Source organism: Oceanobacillus rekensis, from assembly GCF_002153375.1.
GTDB lineage: Bacteria > Bacillota > Bacilli > Bacillales > Amphibacillaceae > Oceanobacillus > Oceanobacillus rekensis.
In genome coordinates, this window is sequence record NZ_MTBQ01000001.1 from 636,490 (window position 1) to 654,084 (window position 17,595).

Annotated in this window: 18 protein-coding genes; 5 read left to right on the forward strand and 13 right to left on the reverse strand. The window is 36.6% G+C overall.

The genetic code is table 11. The annotated features are described in order from the left end of the window. Window positions 1–40 precede the first annotated feature (40 nt). From BV906_RS03265 to BV906_RS03275, 3 genes are all read left to right on the forward strand, one after another. A complete protein-coding gene (locus BV906_RS03265; protein WP_087972024.1) occupies window positions 41–769 on the forward strand; it encodes a YczE/YyaS/YitT family protein in 729 nt (242 codons plus the stop codon). Window positions 770–1,267: 498 nt separating this feature from the next. Beyond that, window positions 1,268–2,476 (forward strand): PLL family lectin, encoded by a 1,209-nt coding sequence (locus tag BV906_RS03270; RefSeq protein WP_087972025.1) that lies wholly within the window; start codon window positions 1,268–1,270, stop codon window positions 2,474–2,476. Window positions 2,477–2,700: 224 nt separating this feature from the next. Beyond that, window positions 2,701–3,072: a VOC family protein gene (locus BV906_RS03275; protein WP_087972026.1), complete on the forward strand. Its 372-nt coding sequence runs from the start codon at window positions 2,701–2,703 to the stop codon at window positions 3,070–3,072. Window positions 3,073–3,253: 181 nt separating this feature from the next. On the opposite strand, the gene BV906_RS03280 is transcribed toward BV906_RS03275, so the two are convergent. Then, window positions 3,254–4,240, reverse strand: a complete 987-nt coding sequence (locus BV906_RS03280; RefSeq protein WP_087972027.1) for an acrylyl-CoA reductase family protein — start codon at window positions 4,238–4,240, stop codon at window positions 3,254–3,256. A 199-nt stretch (window positions 4,241–4,439) separates the two neighbouring features. Then, window positions 4,440–4,649: a hypothetical protein gene (locus tag BV906_RS19720; protein ID WP_087972028.1), complete on the reverse strand. Its 210-nt coding sequence runs from the start codon at window positions 4,647–4,649 to the stop codon at window positions 4,440–4,442. Window positions 4,650–5,077: 428 nt separating this feature from the next. Between BV906_RS19720 and BV906_RS03290 the strand changes: the two genes are divergently transcribed. Then, window positions 5,078–5,260 carry a hypothetical protein gene (locus tag BV906_RS03290; RefSeq protein WP_245843810.1) on the forward strand — a complete coding sequence of 61 codons (183 nt, stop codon included), beginning with the start codon at window positions 5,078–5,080 and terminating at the stop codon, window positions 5,258–5,260. A gap of 288 nt (window positions 5,261–5,548) precedes the next feature. On the opposite strand, the gene BV906_RS03295 is transcribed toward BV906_RS03290, so the two are convergent. The 7 genes from BV906_RS03295 to BV906_RS19730 form a co-directional block, all read right to left on the reverse strand. Continuing rightward, window positions 5,549–5,932: a VOC family protein gene (locus BV906_RS03295; RefSeq protein ID WP_087972029.1), complete on the reverse strand. Its 384-nt coding sequence runs from the start codon at window positions 5,930–5,932 to the stop codon at window positions 5,549–5,551. Window positions 5,933–6,353: 421 nt separating this feature from the next. Continuing rightward, complete coding sequence (gene ppsA / locus BV906_RS03300) at window positions 6,354–8,966, reverse strand: phosphoenolpyruvate synthase (RefSeq protein WP_087972030.1); 2,613 nt, start codon at window positions 8,964–8,966, stop codon at window positions 6,354–6,356. A 515-nt stretch (window positions 8,967–9,481) separates the two neighbouring features. After that, window positions 9,482–10,354, reverse strand: a complete 873-nt coding sequence (locus tag BV906_RS03305) for an AraC family transcriptional regulator (protein WP_087972031.1) — start codon at window positions 10,352–10,354, stop codon at window positions 9,482–9,484. A 102-nt stretch (window positions 10,355–10,456) separates the two neighbouring features. Next, window positions 10,457–10,618, reverse strand: a complete 162-nt coding sequence (locus BV906_RS19330; protein ID WP_176330249.1) for a hypothetical protein — start codon at window positions 10,616–10,618, stop codon at window positions 10,457–10,459. A 45-nt stretch (window positions 10,619–10,663) separates the two neighbouring features. After that, a complete protein-coding gene (locus BV906_RS03310) occupies window positions 10,664–10,990 on the reverse strand; it encodes a YnfA family protein (protein WP_087972167.1) in 327 nt (108 codons plus the stop codon). 378 nt (window positions 10,991–11,368) lie between these two features. Then, on the reverse strand, window positions 11,369–11,818 hold the full coding sequence (locus BV906_RS19725; RefSeq protein WP_342744342.1) for a LysR substrate-binding domain-containing protein: 450 nt from the start codon (window positions 11,816–11,818) through the stop codon (window positions 11,369–11,371). Window positions 11,819–11,909: 91 nt separating this feature from the next. Next, window positions 11,910–12,029, reverse strand: a complete 120-nt coding sequence (locus tag BV906_RS19730) for a LysR family transcriptional regulator (protein ID WP_245843812.1) — start codon at window positions 12,027–12,029, stop codon at window positions 11,910–11,912. Window positions 12,030–12,176: 147 nt separating this feature from the next. Between BV906_RS19730 and BV906_RS03320 the strand changes: the two genes are divergently transcribed. Next, on the forward strand, window positions 12,177–12,944 hold the full coding sequence (locus tag BV906_RS03320; protein ID WP_245843814.1) for a class I SAM-dependent methyltransferase: 768 nt from the start codon (window positions 12,177–12,179) through the stop codon (window positions 12,942–12,944). Window positions 12,945–13,122: 178 nt separating this feature from the next. Here BV906_RS03320 and BV906_RS03325 read toward each other — a convergent pair whose 3' ends face one another. The 4 genes from BV906_RS03325 to BV906_RS03340 form a co-directional block, all read right to left on the reverse strand. After that, window positions 13,123–13,800, reverse strand: a complete 678-nt coding sequence (locus tag BV906_RS03325; RefSeq protein ID WP_087972032.1) for a hypothetical protein — start codon at window positions 13,798–13,800, stop codon at window positions 13,123–13,125. Window positions 13,801–14,036: 236 nt separating this feature from the next. Then, complete coding sequence (locus BV906_RS19335; protein WP_087972033.1) at window positions 14,037–14,234, reverse strand: hypothetical protein; 198 nt, start codon at window positions 14,232–14,234, stop codon at window positions 14,037–14,039. A gap of 310 nt (window positions 14,235–14,544) precedes the next feature. Further along, window positions 14,545–15,768 carry a dicarboxylate/amino acid:cation symporter gene (locus tag BV906_RS03335; RefSeq protein WP_087972034.1) on the reverse strand — a complete coding sequence of 408 codons (1,224 nt, stop codon included), beginning with the start codon at window positions 15,766–15,768 and terminating at the stop codon, window positions 14,545–14,547. Window positions 15,769–16,285: 517 nt separating this feature from the next. Then, entirely contained in the window at window positions 16,286–17,584 is a 1,299-nt protein-coding gene (locus BV906_RS03340) for a S8 family peptidase (protein ID WP_087972035.1), read from the reverse strand. Between the last annotated feature and the right edge of the window lie 11 nt (window positions 17,585–17,595).

Here is a 17,595-nt window from a genome sequence, read left to right on the forward strand (position 1 = left end):
TGATAATATGAAAGTTAGATTGTTTTAAGAGAGGGATTTTATGAAGCATATTAATGTGACCATCAAGCGACTTTGTTTGTACATTGTTGGCTTGTTTTTTCTTTCACTTGGAGTCAGCTTTTCCATACAGGCAGATCTAGGTGTATCGCCAGTCTCATCGTTAGCCTATGCATTTTCATTATCTTCCGGTTTATCAGTCGGGATGATGACAGTAGTCGCGAATATTTTATTTATTATCATACAAGTGATTTTAAGTAAACGATTCGATATAAAGGAAGCTATCGTGCAATTAATGATTGTTTTTTTATTTGGCTTTTTCATGGATGCAACACTATTTCTTTTACGACTATTCCCTACACCTGAATCATTATTGATGCGATGGGGGTTTTTAGTTATTAGTTTATTTGTTGTTGCAGTTGGCTTACTTGGATATTTTAGTGCTAAATTCCCTTTAATGCCATATGACGAGTTAACACATGTGGTAAGCGAAAGATTTAACATGCAATTTAGTAAGGCTAAAATCTCCAGTGATTTGTTAAATGTTGGTGTTGCAGGTTTAGTTTGTATCATTTTTATTCAATCATTAGGAGCAATTGGTATTGGTACACTAATTGCTGCATACTTCATCGGTAAAATCGTCGGCTTGTTAATGAAACATTATCAAAAATATTTAGTGCAATGGATTAATAAAAATAAAGAAGAGTTATATAAAGAAGAATCTAAAGAAAATGCAACACTTCCAAAAGAAAACACGAGTCTTTCATCTTAACATGAAGATTCGTGTCCAAGTGTCGATAAACTAGAAAGAAAGAGTATATGGTCGCCCCTTCCCCAACTTCAAAGATGAAATTCAATTTCCAAATCTGCCCTGTTATATTCTAATATTTCAACCCTATCCGTCATTTGTATAGTTTGTGATGGGCCGTTAACAGTTTGTTCAAAACTGCTTTGTAATTCTTTTCCGATCAACACTACATTGTCATCCACCGTTAAAACTAGTTTGAAGCTTTTGTAGGTTAATTTTCATTATTCAAGCGGTCAAGATAAATAAAAAGACAATAAAAATACTTAAAAACACGTTCTTGGCTATCAAAAAAACCTCCTAATAATCGACATTTTTAAAACATGAAACGTTTCGCTTGTTAAGCAAATCCCTCCCGATAAAACTTTGTTTCTGTACAATTTTCCTACAGTTAAATAATATGTTTTTCTCCATTGTCAATTTCCTTTTCCGTGCATATGCTAATGAAAAAGCGGAGGAATGAATATGTATAGCTACCCATATTATTATTTGATACCGACCCCAATGCCTTTTTATGATTATGGTCATCCATATTTAGATATGCGCCAACAAGTAAGTGCAGAGGAGATTATGCAACAACTGCGTTCCGAGCATGGTGATTTATATTCACAGCTACAGCAAGCAGGAATGAATAGGCAGATTGTAGATTATGTTTTTTCCTTTATTGTTAATTATACACTTAACCAGGGAAACACGAACCAGTCGGCTACACAGATTTATCAGCAATTCCAAAGACAGGTTCCATGGTTCTCCTTATTATTTACGCAATTGAATATACCGCGCAATGTCATGGACCGCGTATTAACTCGAGTAATTGGAATTGTATTGGAAATCATCCGCGAAGATGAGCCTGCACCTGGCCAAGGATGGTCAGGATGGGAAAGTTTAGGTGGTACATTAACATCTGCTCCTGCTGTTTCCTCATGGCAAACTAACCGCCTGGATGTTTTTGCACGTGGAACAGACAATGCTCTCTATCATATTTGGTGGGATGGCAGCAGATGGAGCAACTGGGAAAGCCTTGGCGGTGTTTTAACATCTGCTCCAGGTGCAGTTTCTTGGGGGCCAAATCGGATCGATGTTTTTGGTCGTGGAACTGACAATGCCCTTTATCATAAATGGTGGGATGGCAGTAGATGGAATGACTGGGAAAGCCTTGGCGGCACTCTGACAAGTGGTCCAGCTGTTTCTTCCCGTAGAACCAACCAGCTCGATGTCTTTGTTAGGGGAACTGGAAATCGGCTTTATAAGAAAACATGGAACGGATCACGCTGGGAAGATTGGGAAGACCTTGGTGGTACATTAACCTCAGAACCAGCTGCAGTTTCTTGGGGGGCAAATCGAATTGATGTTTTTGCCAGAGGGCAAAATAACAACTTAATTCATAAATGGTGGAATGGAAGCACGTGGAGTAATTGGGAAAACCTAGGCGGAACGTTAACAAGCGCTCCTACAGTCTCTTCCAGACGATCAAATCGTTTAGAAGTCTTTGCCAGAGGTACAGGGAACCGCCTTTACCGAAGAGTTTGGAATGGCACGCGTTGGGGAGAATGGCAAAACCTTGGTGGCAACTTAACTTCAGCACCTGCTGCTGTCTCCTGGGGGTCAAACCGTACCGATGTCTTTTCCAGAGGACAAAATCAAGACCTTATTCATTTGTGGCGGGGACAATAATTAAGTTATGACAGGTGATGCGAGTTATATCACCTGTTTTTCTTATATATATAGCTTAAATCTTCTTTATAGATTTAAAGAGGAGCTTCAGTGTGGCTGCCGAATTATCCTCCTCCGATTGATGGAAAATCTTGTATGTTTTAAAGCACTCACATATACTAAAATTATCTAAAGGTTTTGCCTTATAGATAAGAAGCTAAAATTATCAACAAGGAGAATAAATTATGAAACTAGGCGCATTTTCTGTAAGTTTTAATGTTAAAGACATTAATGTATCAAAATCCTTTTATGAAGACCTCGGATTTCAAATTATAGGTGGAGATATTGAACAAAATTGGCTTATTATGAAGAACGGAGAATGCGTAATTGGGCTTTTCCAGGGTATGTTTGATAAGAACATTTTAAACTTTAATCCTGGGTGGGATCAAAATGCTCAAAATCTCGATTCATTTACAGACATTCGAGAGCTTCAGAAGCAGCTGAAAGAAAAAGGAATAAAAGTGAACAATGAAGCGGATGAAGCAAGTGAAGGACCAGCACATTTCACATTTGAAGATCCAGACGGGAATCAAATTCTTGTAGATCAACATCGATGAGAGCAAGAAATTAAAAACATCTACATATAGATTTTAACAAGATTGATGTAATTTATTCCTTATAAAAATACTTTTTCCCAATATAGTTAAAGTCTAAATTGGAAAAAAGTATTTTTGAAGTTTATGCTCGCTCAAAGTGGTTTTTCCGATGACTAGGTTGATGTATGTAAGATGATCAAATTCACAGTTTAACCACTGTCCTCCCTCGAACTTTTCCTTCTAAAATATCACGAAGAACTTCTGGAAGATCTGCTAATGAAACTTCATTTACCATTTCATCATTTAATGCAGCTGGTTTCAGATCATCACTGAGACGATTCCATGCTTCTAATCGTTTATCCATCGGGTACATCACCGAATCAATACCAAGCCAATTGATACTACGTGAGATAAACGGAATCACAGTTGTTGCGACTTCTACCCCGCCTGCTAATCCGCATGTTGCAACAGATCCGCCGTATTTTAATGTGGTAAGGATATATTGCAGTGTCTTTCCACCGACTGGATCAACAGCGGCAGCCCATTTTTTCTCGCGTGCAGGCTTAGGATCTGTATCGATTATTTCATTGCGATGGATAACTTCTTTTGCTCCTAATTGTTTTAAATAAGTTTCCTGATTTGCTTTCCCTGTACTTGCTACAACCTCATAGCCTCTACCAGCCAATATATTGACTGCAATACTGCCTACACCACCCGTAGCACCCGCTACCAAAACAGGTCCATCCTCCGGTTTTAATCCTGCATCCTCAAGCTTGCTGACGGATAATGCTGCCGTTAATCCTGCCGTTCCAAGAATCATTGCCTCTTTTAAAGATAATCCTTTAGGAAGAGGAACGACCCACTCAAGCGGCACACGCGCGACTTCACTAAAGCCCCCTGAATGTCCAGTACCTAGCTTATAACTAGTGACAATTACTTCATCACCCTTTTGAAAACGTTCATCCGTTGATTCCATGACTGTCCCAGACAAATCGATTCCAGGTATTAATGGATAGGAACTTACCATCTGATTCTGAATGCCTACCAATCCATCTTTATAATTCACACTAGAATAAGCAACTCGAATGGTTACTTCCCCCTCTGGCAGTTCATCCATCGTTAATTGCTTCACATCCAAATTCGATTGATCATCAACTTTATTCAATACTAACGCTTGAAAAGAATCCATATTTACCTCATCCCCTCTACAAAAGATTTAAGAATATCGTAACACATACACCTTGAAAAATACTTAAGGACTAACTTCTTAAAAAAGTAATGTGTACACGTCGATTTAAAAACTTGGCATACACTTAAAGCCATTGCATAAATAAAAAAGCACCAATTTCTATTCATAGAAATCAGCACTTCATCTATTTACCTGACATTTATCTTGACGGTTTTGGCGGCTGGCACACGTCACATTTACGTTGGTTTTTATTTTTAAATTTCGTAAAAGTTTTTTCGAAATTGTTACCACACGAACATGTAAATAGTAACTTTTGAGAAAAACCATGATATTCCGTCGACAGCAACTTACTTTCCGAATTTTTCTCAACAAATTCACTTATTTCACCAATAGTCCAACGCTTACTCATTCACTTACACCTCCATATTTTATTCTAGGCGGAGGCTTCTCTTAGCATCCGTTCAATTATGCGAAATTCTTAATTATCCTGAGTGCTTTATTATACCATGAGCCGGTGTACAACAAAACTAATCGCAATTCATGAACGCATACTAAGTTGTTTCTTATTGGATTCCAGTCTTCCACCACTCAATACTTAAAAGAGATTGAGATTGCACTTGAATTATGAACATACAATTTCAAAAAATAAAATTGTATTTAAGAAAAAGATTTTTATTTCTCTCTATTGCTTGTAGATCAAATTTTCTTCATATCTCAATGTCTATTTCACTAAAATACAAGGTTTTTCACCAATAAAAATTCAACTTTCACACTATCTACACACTCTTCCCAACGACCACAAAATCATTTATACTGTTGTACAAGGAGATGAATTACGTGGAACAAGAAACCATTCTAAAAGAAATATTAAATGTATTAAAATTACATGGAGAACAAATGAATAATAGATTCGAACAAATGGATAGCAGATTCGAACAGTTGGAAAATAAGTTCGATCAAAGATTTGATCGGTTAGAAAAAAAGGTCGATGGAATTCGAGTGGAATTAACTGAAACCTAGGAAACGACCGATTTCATGTTAAGTAAAACTGCACAGCATGAGAAAAAGCTCCGCCAACTTTCTATGCAACAACACCAATAGTATTCCTCAAACATATTCTAAAATCCAATACAGTACCATAATCATGCCGAACAATGTCAGGGCAATGTTCGGTTCTTTGGTTTGCAGAAGGGTCGGAGGGTCAGGTTCATTGCCCCAGACTCGGATTGTGGCTTAATTAATATATGTAGGGAGATTTTAGTTAAAGGACATAGGGGACAGTACACCTGTCCCCTATGTCCCACTAAGTTACTGCTGTATTATCTGAATTAGATTTCCGCATGTATCGTCGAAAACAGCTATTGTGATTTCGACGATTTTTGTCGGTTCCATAGTAAACTTCACGCCGTGTTTCAATAATCTTTCGTACTCTTTACGAACATCTATAACGCCAAACATTGTTGCTGGGATGCCTTGAGCAAATAACTTCTGCTGATACTCTTTGGCTATCGAATTGTCATTAGGTTCGAGTACAATCTCGGTACCGTCTTGATCATCGGGAGAAACAAGCGTTATCCACCTAAATTCTCCTTGGGGAACGTCGTGCTTTTTTACAAAGCCCAGCGTTTCTGAATAAAACTCCAGTGCCTTGTCTTGGTCTTCTACGAATAAACTGGTAACAATGATTTTCATACTGTTTTTGCCTCCTTTGATATTTGCGTTGTATGGTGATCTACTAACAATCTGGCTTTAAGCAAAACAACCTCATCTTCGTCAGAAATCCTGTTCCTATAATGCCCATTTTTACTGAACCATTCAACACACTCCGTGACTTCATCCACTTTTTGTTCCCTTACTTACGTCTGCGGCATATTTAGTAACTTGTTTTTTACAAAATTACTCTATCCGTTTTATTTTACAAGCCCTGCATTTTCCAATACAAAAGATGTTTAGCTATCCCCTGTCGCGAAATGGTAAGGGTGTGCTTCATAATGGAGACGTACCGTTAATTGATAAAACGTCAGCCCGTTGTGTTCGTATAAGTACCCTAATATTAGCCGCCGAGTGCTTTGAATACAATATAACATCTTTCATGTTGTAAGGTATTAAGCAATTACAATATTTCGATATACCCTTCTGTTCCATGCACGCGAATTCGTTCGCCGTCTCTTATTAATTTAGTAGCATTTTCCACTCCGACAACTGCTGGTAAGCCATATTCACGTGCAATAACCGCTCCATGAGTCATCAATCCACCAACTTCGGTGACCAGGCCTTTTATGGATACAAACAATGGTGTCCAGCTAGGGTCAGTAAAGGAAGTGACTAATATATCTCCATCTTCTAGATTAGCATCTTCCATGTTTAAGATGACACGTGCTCGTCCCTCTATAACTCCGGAAGAAACAGGTAGACCTGCAATCGCTTCGGCTGGGAGATTTTCTCGTTTGTACTTACCTACAATGATTTCACCATCTGACGTGATTACACGTGGTGGCGTTAGTTTTTCATATAGTTTGTGTGCTTCTTTCCGTTTGCTGATGATTTGGTAATCTAATTTTTGATTGCGTACGACATCGTGAAGTTCTTCAAAAGTGAGATAGTATATATCTTCTTTTTCGTTAATAATGCCTGCTTGTACTAATTTGTAGGTTTCTTTCAGTAAAGCCTTCTTATAAACAAAATAACGATTAACCATACCGTATTTTGGATATTCACGATACCCGATGAAATTCCGAATTAGGTCAATCATTCGTTTTGTTTCTTTGGCTTTTTGTTCACCATCCGGTAATTGCTTCAGTCGAACTAATAACTCTTGTTCTTTCTTCAAAGCAACACGCCGACCTTGCTCAAATTTCTGGTGGCTAGCATTAGGCTCTAGATTTTTGATATTACTAAGAATCATGGGGACAAGTGTAATTGGTTTTTCACTCCAACGGGTTTTAGTAATATCGATTTCTCCAGCGCATCGCATTCCGTATTTGTTGAGATAAGCCATTATTGCGTTTTGGGCTTCCTGTCCACCATCAAACTTAATGATTTCCTCCAAAAAGTTATCATCTTTTACATGGCGTAAATAATCAATTACTTCTGGATAAGGACGAATTACATCTGCGACATCCAGTAGGGCCAGACCCATTTCTGAAGTAATATTGTTTGGTACAGATTGTGAAAACGTATCTGCTACGTTTTTTTCATCTAACCACTTGTTCATTTTTTCATTGATCCATGATGAAGCATCTTGTGCCGCCGTAATCACTCCTAAACTTTGTGGGTCAAATAAAATCTTCTTTAATGCTTGAATATCCTCTAGAATAAAATCGAATAAATCTGATCCTGATTTCGTTTGGATGCTATGCTTTAACTCTTCTATCGATGTTTGACTACTCCTAATCAAATCAGCAACGATTGTCGGATCGTTTTCGATTTGGGCTTGAGAACCCACATACCGCATATCTTTGTTCCTTTTAGCGGGACTCTGTTCTATTTTGTCATTGGGCAGCGATTTTATAAAATCTTCTCGCTCTATGATGGTCGTAAGTGCGTCTTTTATGAGAGGATCGGATTGTCCCAGGGTATCTAATAAAGTTTTTCTACCAACGGGGGAAGAAATACTTTGTGTGATATCAACAAACAACCTTCCACCAGCCATACGCATCGGTGCAGGAGTCGTTAACAGGAAAAAAGACAATCCCAATGGTTTCATCGGGTCGGTCATCATTTGTTGATGCCCAACAGATACATAGACGTGATTTTCTTCGGTCTCGCCCACTTCAGGGATAGGGAAAAGAGTAGTGATTGGACGACTCTGGACAATATAAAAAGTATCATCAACTAAACACCATTCGATATCTTGCGGCTGGCCAAAATAAGCTTCGATTTGTCTTCCAATCCTTGCCAGTTGTAAAATCTGCCTGTCAGTAAGTGTTTGAGTGGTTTGCTGATCTGGATTGATTTGCTTTGTCTCTGTTCCACCTTCTTTTAGTCCATAGATAGCCAATTTTTTGGTTGCTATCATTTTCTCTGTGATGACCTCTTCCTGTACCTTATAACAATCCGCAGATACCAAGCCAGAAACCAGTGCTTCTCCAAGTCCAAAACTGGCATCGATGGAAAGTAGCTTTCGGTTAGATGTAATCGGATCAGCGGTAAATAAAATCCCTGAAGCTTGTGGGAAAACCATCCTTTGAACGATAACGGATAAATAAACTTGGTCTTGGCCAAATCCATTTTGCATACGGTAGATTACCGCCCGATCGGTAAACAGGGAGGCCCAGCATTTACGTATATGCTGTAAAATCGCTTCTTTTCCGATGATATTTAAATAGGTGTCATGTTGACCAGCAAAAGAGGCTTGTGGTAAATCTTCAGCAGTCGCACTGGAACGTACTGCATATGCATGTTCTTCACCAGAGAGATAGTGAGTAACTGCGTCCACAACATCGGAATGAACTTCTACTTCCATAATTATTTCTCGAATCTTCTTGCTTATTTTACCAATTCGATCCTGATCGTTTACCTTTAGCAGTGTTAGTTGATCCAACATGGCGTGGAGTGTTTCGTTTTGTTCAAGAGATTTTTGATATGCTTCTGTCGTAACACAAAATCCTTCTGGCACCTGTATTCCCTCAATCTTGGCTAGTTCCCCTAAATTTGACCCTTTTCCTCCAACGAGTAAAAGTTGTGTTTTATCGATTTCCTGAAGTTCTCGCACATATTGCTTCATTTCTTTCCCTCCTATTTATCGCTCAACATCTGATCCAATTACGCTATCTACTAAGTTCCTGATTTGGCAAAGTTCTAGGGTTCATATCACACTCCCTAAAGAAAATAAAAATAATGGTTGACTGAAAAGAATTTTATGATGTATAATAAAAATAGGGATAATATACATTTAAGTCCTTAATTAGTGTATAACTATATAAACTTACCACAGTTTTTCTTATTTATCAATGAATTTTTATGACTTCAGTTATTAAAATATACAATCATTTAGTGGTAGCGTCAGGAAAATACGGATTGACCACGTTAAGGATATTCAACGATAAAAAGCCCGATTTCTTAGTACTAATATTAAGAAATTGGGCTTTTTTTGTTACTCCATTAAAGAAAATCAACAGCAAGTTTCAGTAGATTATTCCTATTGAACATCATTTTAATTCACTACAAAACTTGACTGCTAAAAATAGAATAAAAAAAAGAGCTGCCAAAACAGCTCCATGTATATATTTTATATTTAAATTAGTTTTTCAAAATTGGAATCCAAATTTCGCTTTTTACCGATGGTGAAGTTAAATCTTTACTCTTAATCGATAAGATCTCGGGGCCTTCTGTTAATTGATAGTTTGAAGATGGAAACCACTCCGAATAAATCCTTCCCCAGGTTTCCTGTAGCGTACTAGGAAAAGGTCCTATTGTTTCGAATACCGCCCATGTTAATGCAGGAATTGCTAGTTCCGAAAAATTTCCAGGACATTCTTGTGTTGTTGCCACTCCTATATACTGATCAAGTTCTCCTTTTTCTTCCATACGTCCTTCTGAAAATTTTGTAGATGCTTGAACCATCCCTTTAGGTTCAACATCAGAGAGTTTTTTTAATTGATCTATTTTCTCCATGGTCAAGGATTTCCACATCTTTGTAATTTCCGGGTTTTCTCCTTCAAAAATAATTGGAACTCGTTTCATGATACCAACTATGTTAAATGCATCTTTTTGTTCAATTCGATAGTTCATTTCATTTCCTCCTCTAATTGATAATTGAAAGGACATTAGTGGATAGGATTTTAATTGCTGACCATTATTTCTTGCCTCCGACGGTGTAACACCATGTAAATTTTGAAATGCTCTAGTAAAAGAGTCCGGTGAACTGTATCCATATTTAATCGCAACATCAATTATTTTTATATTACTATTAATAAGCTCAAATGCTGCTAAACTAAGTCGTCTACGGCGGATGTATTCAGATAAGGTAATACCTGCTAGGAAAGAAAACATCCTTCTAAAATGATATTCAGAACAATGAGCTATCCTTGCCACCACTTTGAAGTCTATTTCATTAGTAAGGTTTTCTTCGATATACTCCATTGCATCATTCATATTCTTAAGCAAATCCACTATATCCCTCCTTCATCAATAGATTAGCAGGAATTGAAAGTCTCTACCCGATCATTTGTGCACCATTTTGTAGGGTATCACTACCCTCTAATTTATTTAAAACTATTCTGTGTTTAACTTTTTATAAAAAACATCAGAGAGAATACCTAATAAACCAATCATTAAAATAAGCAAACCATATGGGACGGAATCACCAAAAAATATATGATAAACACCTGTTCCTGTCGTCATATAAGCGATAGAAGCGATTATAAATCTTTTCATTTTTAAGACCCTCCCTATATACACCTCACCATAAATTTTATAATATTATTGGCGCGGTGCAAACAATATTACGGATACACCAACTAAGCAAATGCCTGCACCTACCCAATCATATAAATCAGGGTTTTTTTTATCAATTCCCCATCCCCATATAATAGAAAGAACTATAAAGACTCCACCGTATGCAGCATAAACTCTACCGAACGATGGAAAGGTTTGAAACGTAGCAATCACACCATATAGAGCTAATGCTATTCCACCACCTAATCCCCAATAAAATGGTTTTCCTTCTCTTAACCATAACCAAATTAGATAACCCCCACCAATTTCGGCAATTCCTGCAACAATAAATAATGCGATTGCATAAAAAATATAGACCACTTCCTATAACATCTTTTATAACTAATTATATCTAATTCTTACTGTATTAACCTGCCCGTTAGGCTGAAAGAAGTTATCCATATTGACGATCCCCTTACTATAGTAAAGTATCAGTAAATTGAATAAGAATGAATGTAATATTTCAGAAACCAGACTAAAACTTTGCAATCTCCTCTTTGAAAAATTCAAAAAATTACTTGCTTCACTTGTTTCTACTTTTGTTAAAATATAAGTTGTTGATACAGGAGGAAGGATTTTATCTGGCCTTATTTCTAAAAGTTTATTCATCTCTATTTCGTCCCTAACCATAGTATATGGCAAATATGAAATACCAAGCCCTTGCTCTATAAATCGCTTTGTAATTTCAATTTAATTAACCTTCATCGTTCGAACAGTTGGATAGTATCTTTTAATGTCGTTCAAAAGATTATCCCAATAGGTAGGATGGTTATGAGTGATCAACCTATATTTCTGTAATAACATCTTTTCATCATACTCATACTCTTTTTTATCAACATTGGGTCCCACTAAAATGACAGGCTCTTCGTGTATGACATGGCAATTTATATTTGAATGGATTGGTTTTATTCTTGTTAAACCTAGGTCTGCTCTCCCTACATTGATTTCCTCACCTATTTCATAAGATTTGAGGACGTTTATTATAATCTCTATTTTGAGATTTTCATTCATGAAACTTCGCAATATTAAGGGAAGGACGGATGATGCAATTTGCGGTGCTACTGCAATAGTTAGCTTACGAACATAACCTTGCTTCCACGATTCAAAACCGTCTAATCCTTGTTCATATTTCGCTATAATCTCCCTTGCAAAGGGAAGAAAGTTATGTCCTGCCGGTGTAAGATAGACTCTTTTTCCGACCCTTTTTAAACAATTGAATGCTGAGGTGTTCTTAAAGTCTTCTTATATGTTTCGTTATAGCAGGCTGAGTTAGAAAAAGTTCTTCTGAGGTTTTGCGAAAGTTTTCATACTTAGCTGCAACAACAAATGTTTTTATCCATTTAATCTCCATGCATATCCTCCGTCATAATAACAGTTCGTTATCGATTCCCTCTAAATAGTTAATATCTATTATTTCCCATTTCAATTATAATCTAATTAATAGAAATATACAGCATATTTCAGATGTGAAATTTAAAGAGTAAGGGAGAAGTTAAATATGAAAAAAATGCAGGACACTTGGAATGCAAGTTTATATGATATAAAACATTCATTTGTTTCAAATTATGGAGGTAATCTAATTGAATTATTAGCTCCAAAAGCAGACGAGAAAATTCTTGACCTTGGCTGTGGTACAGGAGATTTGGCAAAAAGATTGTATGATAAAAATGTAGATGTTGTAGGAGTAGATAAATCTAAAAATATGGTTATGCAAGCAATGAGTAAATACCCAAATATCAAATTTATGGTTCGAGATGCAACAGACCTGGAATACAATAATGAATTTGATGCGGTGTTCTCTAACGCTACACTTCATTGGGTAAAGCCGTCAAAGCAAGCACTCAATTGCATTTATGAAAGTTTAAAACAAGGAGGAAGGTTTATTGCAGAGTTTGGTGGCAAAGGAAACGTTCAAACTATAACAGATGCAATCATTAATCAATTTAAAGAAGTAGGGATTGATTATAATATGGAGAAATTTCCTTGGTATTATCCAAGTATTGGTGAATATTCGTCATTAATGGAAGAAGCGGGATTTAGAGTCGCCTTTGCTCAACACTTTGATAGACCAACCCCATTGGACGGAGATAACGGATTAAAGAATTGGATTGAGATGTTCGGTAGTTATATGTTTGAAGGTATTCTTGAAGATAAAAAAGACTTCGTAATAACAAAAGTTGAGAATAATTTAAAAGAAATTTTATATAAAGAAGGTAAGTGGATAGCTGATTATAAAAGGATCCGTTTAATCGGGATAAAAGAATAATAAAGGAAGGGAATTTTTACTAGGTCCCTTTCTTTATTTATATCTATTTTTGAAACAAATTTCACTTGTATAAAAAAACGTCGGTTTCTAGAAATTTTCTGATCCCAGTACCTTTAATTTAATAAGAAAAAGCTGCCATGGAAAGACAGCCAATTCCTCAACTAAAGGACCATTTAGCTTAATAATCAACATTTAGCAATTTGATTAATTCTATGATTTCTTCATCGCTACCCGGATCAATGTACACTAACTCTGTATTTTCAATAATATCTATGTAAAATTTATCACTAGCAGGGTAACGGCCATCCCAACGTAATGGCACATTGTATACATTAATCGTGCCATCCCCATTACTACTATAAGTTATTGACCCATCTACTAAGCGAGATCCTGCTAGCTGGATAACATCTTCCGGATAACTAGCACTCGTCTCATCATCAGGATTAAGTAGTGTGCCATCTGGAATATGTCTAACATACAATTCATCTAACTCTTGATTCGGTCCAAGTTGCGACCAAATTCTAGCATATTCAATTTGTTCACTAGAATACTGGTCTAGTTTTTCTTTGTCTTCCTTATCGTCTACATTTAAATCACCACTTTTAGATGAGGTACTTTCCGAATCATTATTAACTGATTCCTCTGCAGTGATGTCATTTTCATCATCAGTTTCTGATTCCTCTAACTCACTTTTAGAGGTACTTCCATCTGTTTGGGTTGTCAATTCTTCTGTTGATTCTAAAACAGAACTTTTTTCTGAAGAATCAGTTGTTGATTCTTCGTTTGAATTGCCAGCACATCCTACTAGCATAAAGAAGGCAACATTAAAATAAATAAACTTTGTTAGTATTTTCATTCGCCAAACCATTCCTTTCATTACTTTAAATCAAAAAAAATTTCCGAGTAATATTTATAATCGTATAAAATTAACCTACCTATTGCCTGCCAGTAATTTATAACTTTAATTTTCGCAATCTTCGTTCATCTATAAAACTACTTTAACATATCTTAAATAGTCATTATCTGTTACGAAATAAGTGTCTCTTTCTTGGCTAATGCCTTATTCTTATTAATCTAAGCTGCGATGTTGAACTAACGCACCGTTTGGAAAATATCTGGAAACGAAAGGATTAACAATAAACCTATAATTCCAGTCGCAAAAAAACAGACCATGCCTATTCTCATTACTTTAATATCAACTTCAGCCTTCTTTTCTAATTTACTAATGTAGTTATTTACTAGCGCTAAACTAAATAAAGGAATAGCTCCTAAAAGCGGTTTGACTATCATAAATAAAACTACAACCAGTGTAAGCACTGCAATTAAAATTCTATTTATTATTGTTTGAATAGAAATCCCTCCCTATATTCTTTCTTTAACTCAGGCAGCTATTTTACCTAAGTAAATTTTTTCACAATCTCAAAAATAAGTTTAACACAATATGTCAGAAATTTTAATAAAATCATGAGTTCATGATTTTAAATCTACAAAGAAAAGCCCTGCTAAAAGCAGAGCTATTCTAATATAATTTGCAAGCTATTTAATTAGTATTTTGCACCTCAAAACGGAAATATTACGTCCCAAAGTCCAGCTTATATCATCAGCTAGTCTTTATATTCTTTCGTTTTTCATTTTCAGAAATGATATACGCACAAGTTGCATCTCCTGTAATATTCAGGGACGTTCGCAGCATATCCAATAAACGATCAATACCAATGATTAATGCAATCCCTTCAACTGGCAGGCCAATTTGAGTCAGAACCATAGCAAGCATAATCAATCCAACACCAGGAACACCGGCGGTACCGATACTGGCCAATGTAGCAGTTATAATAATCATAATGATATCACTGAATTCCAAAGGTATTGCATACACTTGGGAAATGAATACCGCAGCTGTTGCTTGCATAATCGCTGTTCCGTCCATATTAATGGTAGCACCCAATGGTTGCACGAAACTGCTAATATTTTTATTAACACCTAGGTTTTCCTGTGCTGTTTTCATTGAAATTGGCAAAGTTGCACTCGAACTGGCTGTACTGAATGCAACGGATATTGCTGGGAAAAATCCTTTATAGAAATGAAACGGATTTTCTCTTCCAAGTAGCCAGATTGCCAGACTATACGTAATCCCTGCATGAACAAATAACCCTAAGATAACGGTTCCCATATATGCACCCATCGATCCGACTGCATCCAATCCTGCTCCTCCAATTGCAGATGCAATCAAAGCAAATGCGCCATATGGGGCTGTTTTCATTATAAATGTTACGACTAACATAAGGATTTCATTTGCTTGCTCAAATAAACGATGAATCCCTCTCGTCTTCTCCCTTAAGAAGGCGAGTGCAATCCCGATAAAAATAGCAAATGCAATAATCTGCAGCATGGATCCTGTAGCCATGGAAGATAGAGGATTTGTTGGAATAATATTAACAATTGTCTCCATAATTGGAGGAGCTTCACTCGCTTCATAATTAGCGGTATTTACATCAAATACTCCCTCCGCTCCCGGTTTTATCGCGTAAGCTAATGCAAGACTGATACAGAGGGCGATTGCTGTTGTGATAAGAAAAAAAGATATAGTCTGAATCCCGATTTTACCAAGTTTTGCTGGATCACCCAAACCAGCAGATCCAAGAACAATAGATACAAATACGATTGGAACAACAACCATCATAATCAAATTAATGAATATTTGTCCGATTGGATACAGTACATAATTATCAATAGGAGAAAAAATATTTTCCGGTACAAAGGTTAACGCTAAACCAACGACCACACCAAGACCAAGGGCAATTAATATCTTTTTGGTTAAACTCATTTAGCTACCACCTTTTCTATGAAATGATGAAAATAGCTTTATTCATTTGACAGCAACCGGCAAAGCTCCGAATTACTTTCTAGCCCAAAATGAATTCCCAACTCGTCTCAACCGAAAATCTTTGCCCAACTACTTCCGCATAAATCCCCTCCTTTTTAAAGATCCATTTCCTCTAAGCGCAGGCACCCTTTCATGATTTCAATTATTGCAGACGAACAGAGAATGATAGCGTTTACATTTATTTTTATAATCATCATATTGCTAAACTATCGTAAATAGAACATTTAAATGAATCTTCAACTCGATTTGTCAGCTATCACTCCGTTCATGTAATAAAGCACGTTTAAATAGTTCTACATTTGCATTAAGTAACGAGATTAACTTCTTCTTTTTTAAGAATTGCATGAAATGATTCGTATACTGAGAACCTAAATCAGAATGGAAGACAGTCCATCATAAATTTAAATAAGGCATATACAGAATCCCCATCTGTAAACAGATGGGGATTATTTGACGCTTATTTTGTTTCTTCACTCGTAATTAAATTAGCGGCATTTAAATAGCCTTCCCCTTGGACATTGGGGGATTGTCCCAAATCTTCGCATGCGTTTAGAAGATGCTCTTTTACTTGGTCTGGAGTAAGATTAGAAGAACTTTGAAGTAACTGTGCAGCTACTCCCGCACATATCGGTGTAGCCATTGAAGTTCCGGATAAGGACATATAGTTTTCGTCTACGCGTGCTGCTTTATTTGTTTTATCGATAAAAGAGTTGGGTGCCCGCAAAGAAATAATAGCTACGCCTGGCGTTAACAAATCTGGCTTCGTTAGGCCATCAATGGTCGGACCTCTGCTTGAAAAATCAGCTACTGAATCATCAGATCGGTCGACAGTATTAATATCGTCAGCTGCACCAACTGTAATGACTTTTGGACTTATACCAGGACTTGCGATGGTTTGTTCTGCAGGCCCTGAGTTACCGGCAGCTACACAAACAACCATTCCGTTATCCCACGCCATTTCAACAGCATTTACTACAGGATCATCTTCTGCAGGCTCCGCAGCATCGGAACCAAGTGACAGGGAAAGGATATTAATATTATATTCGGACCGATTTTGGATACACCAATCGATACCTTCAATAACAGTTGATAATGAACCGGACCCCATTTTATCTAGAACCTTAACACCAACTAAATTAGCGTTAGGTGCTGGACCTTGGTATTGTCCGCCAGATAATGAACCATTTCCCGCTGCATCTCCGGCACAATGGGTACCATGGCCATTATCATCATATGGATCACTATTACCGTTAACGAAATCCGCAAAACCAATGATGCGACCTTGTAAATCCTCGTGTGGGTGTATACCTGTATCGATAACTGCGATAGTGACACCTTCTCCTGTTAATCCATTATCTTTGAATACATCTGATTTTATTGCTGGAGATGCAGTATCAAGTAGAGTTGTCACCTTTCTGTCATAATAGACTTTTTTGATGTGGCTGCAGTTTTTGACTAAATGCTCAATATTTTCTACAGATAATTTAGCTGTACAACATGAAATTGAAGGAAATTCGCGAAGAGATCTGCATTTTGTTTTCTTTACATCATTTAAACCATTTGCAAACGAATCTGGCTCAAACTTTATTACAACAGGTAACTTCTTCGTCTTCTTCCTAACTCGCTCGATTGGACTTTGTAGAAAGCAAGGGATATTACGAAATGGTCGATAAAAGTTAACCATTTCTTGCCTCATTTGTTTGTCAAATTTCTTTCCATTACGTCGGACCAATTCAATCATTGAGAAATTTAACATAAAGTTTCTCC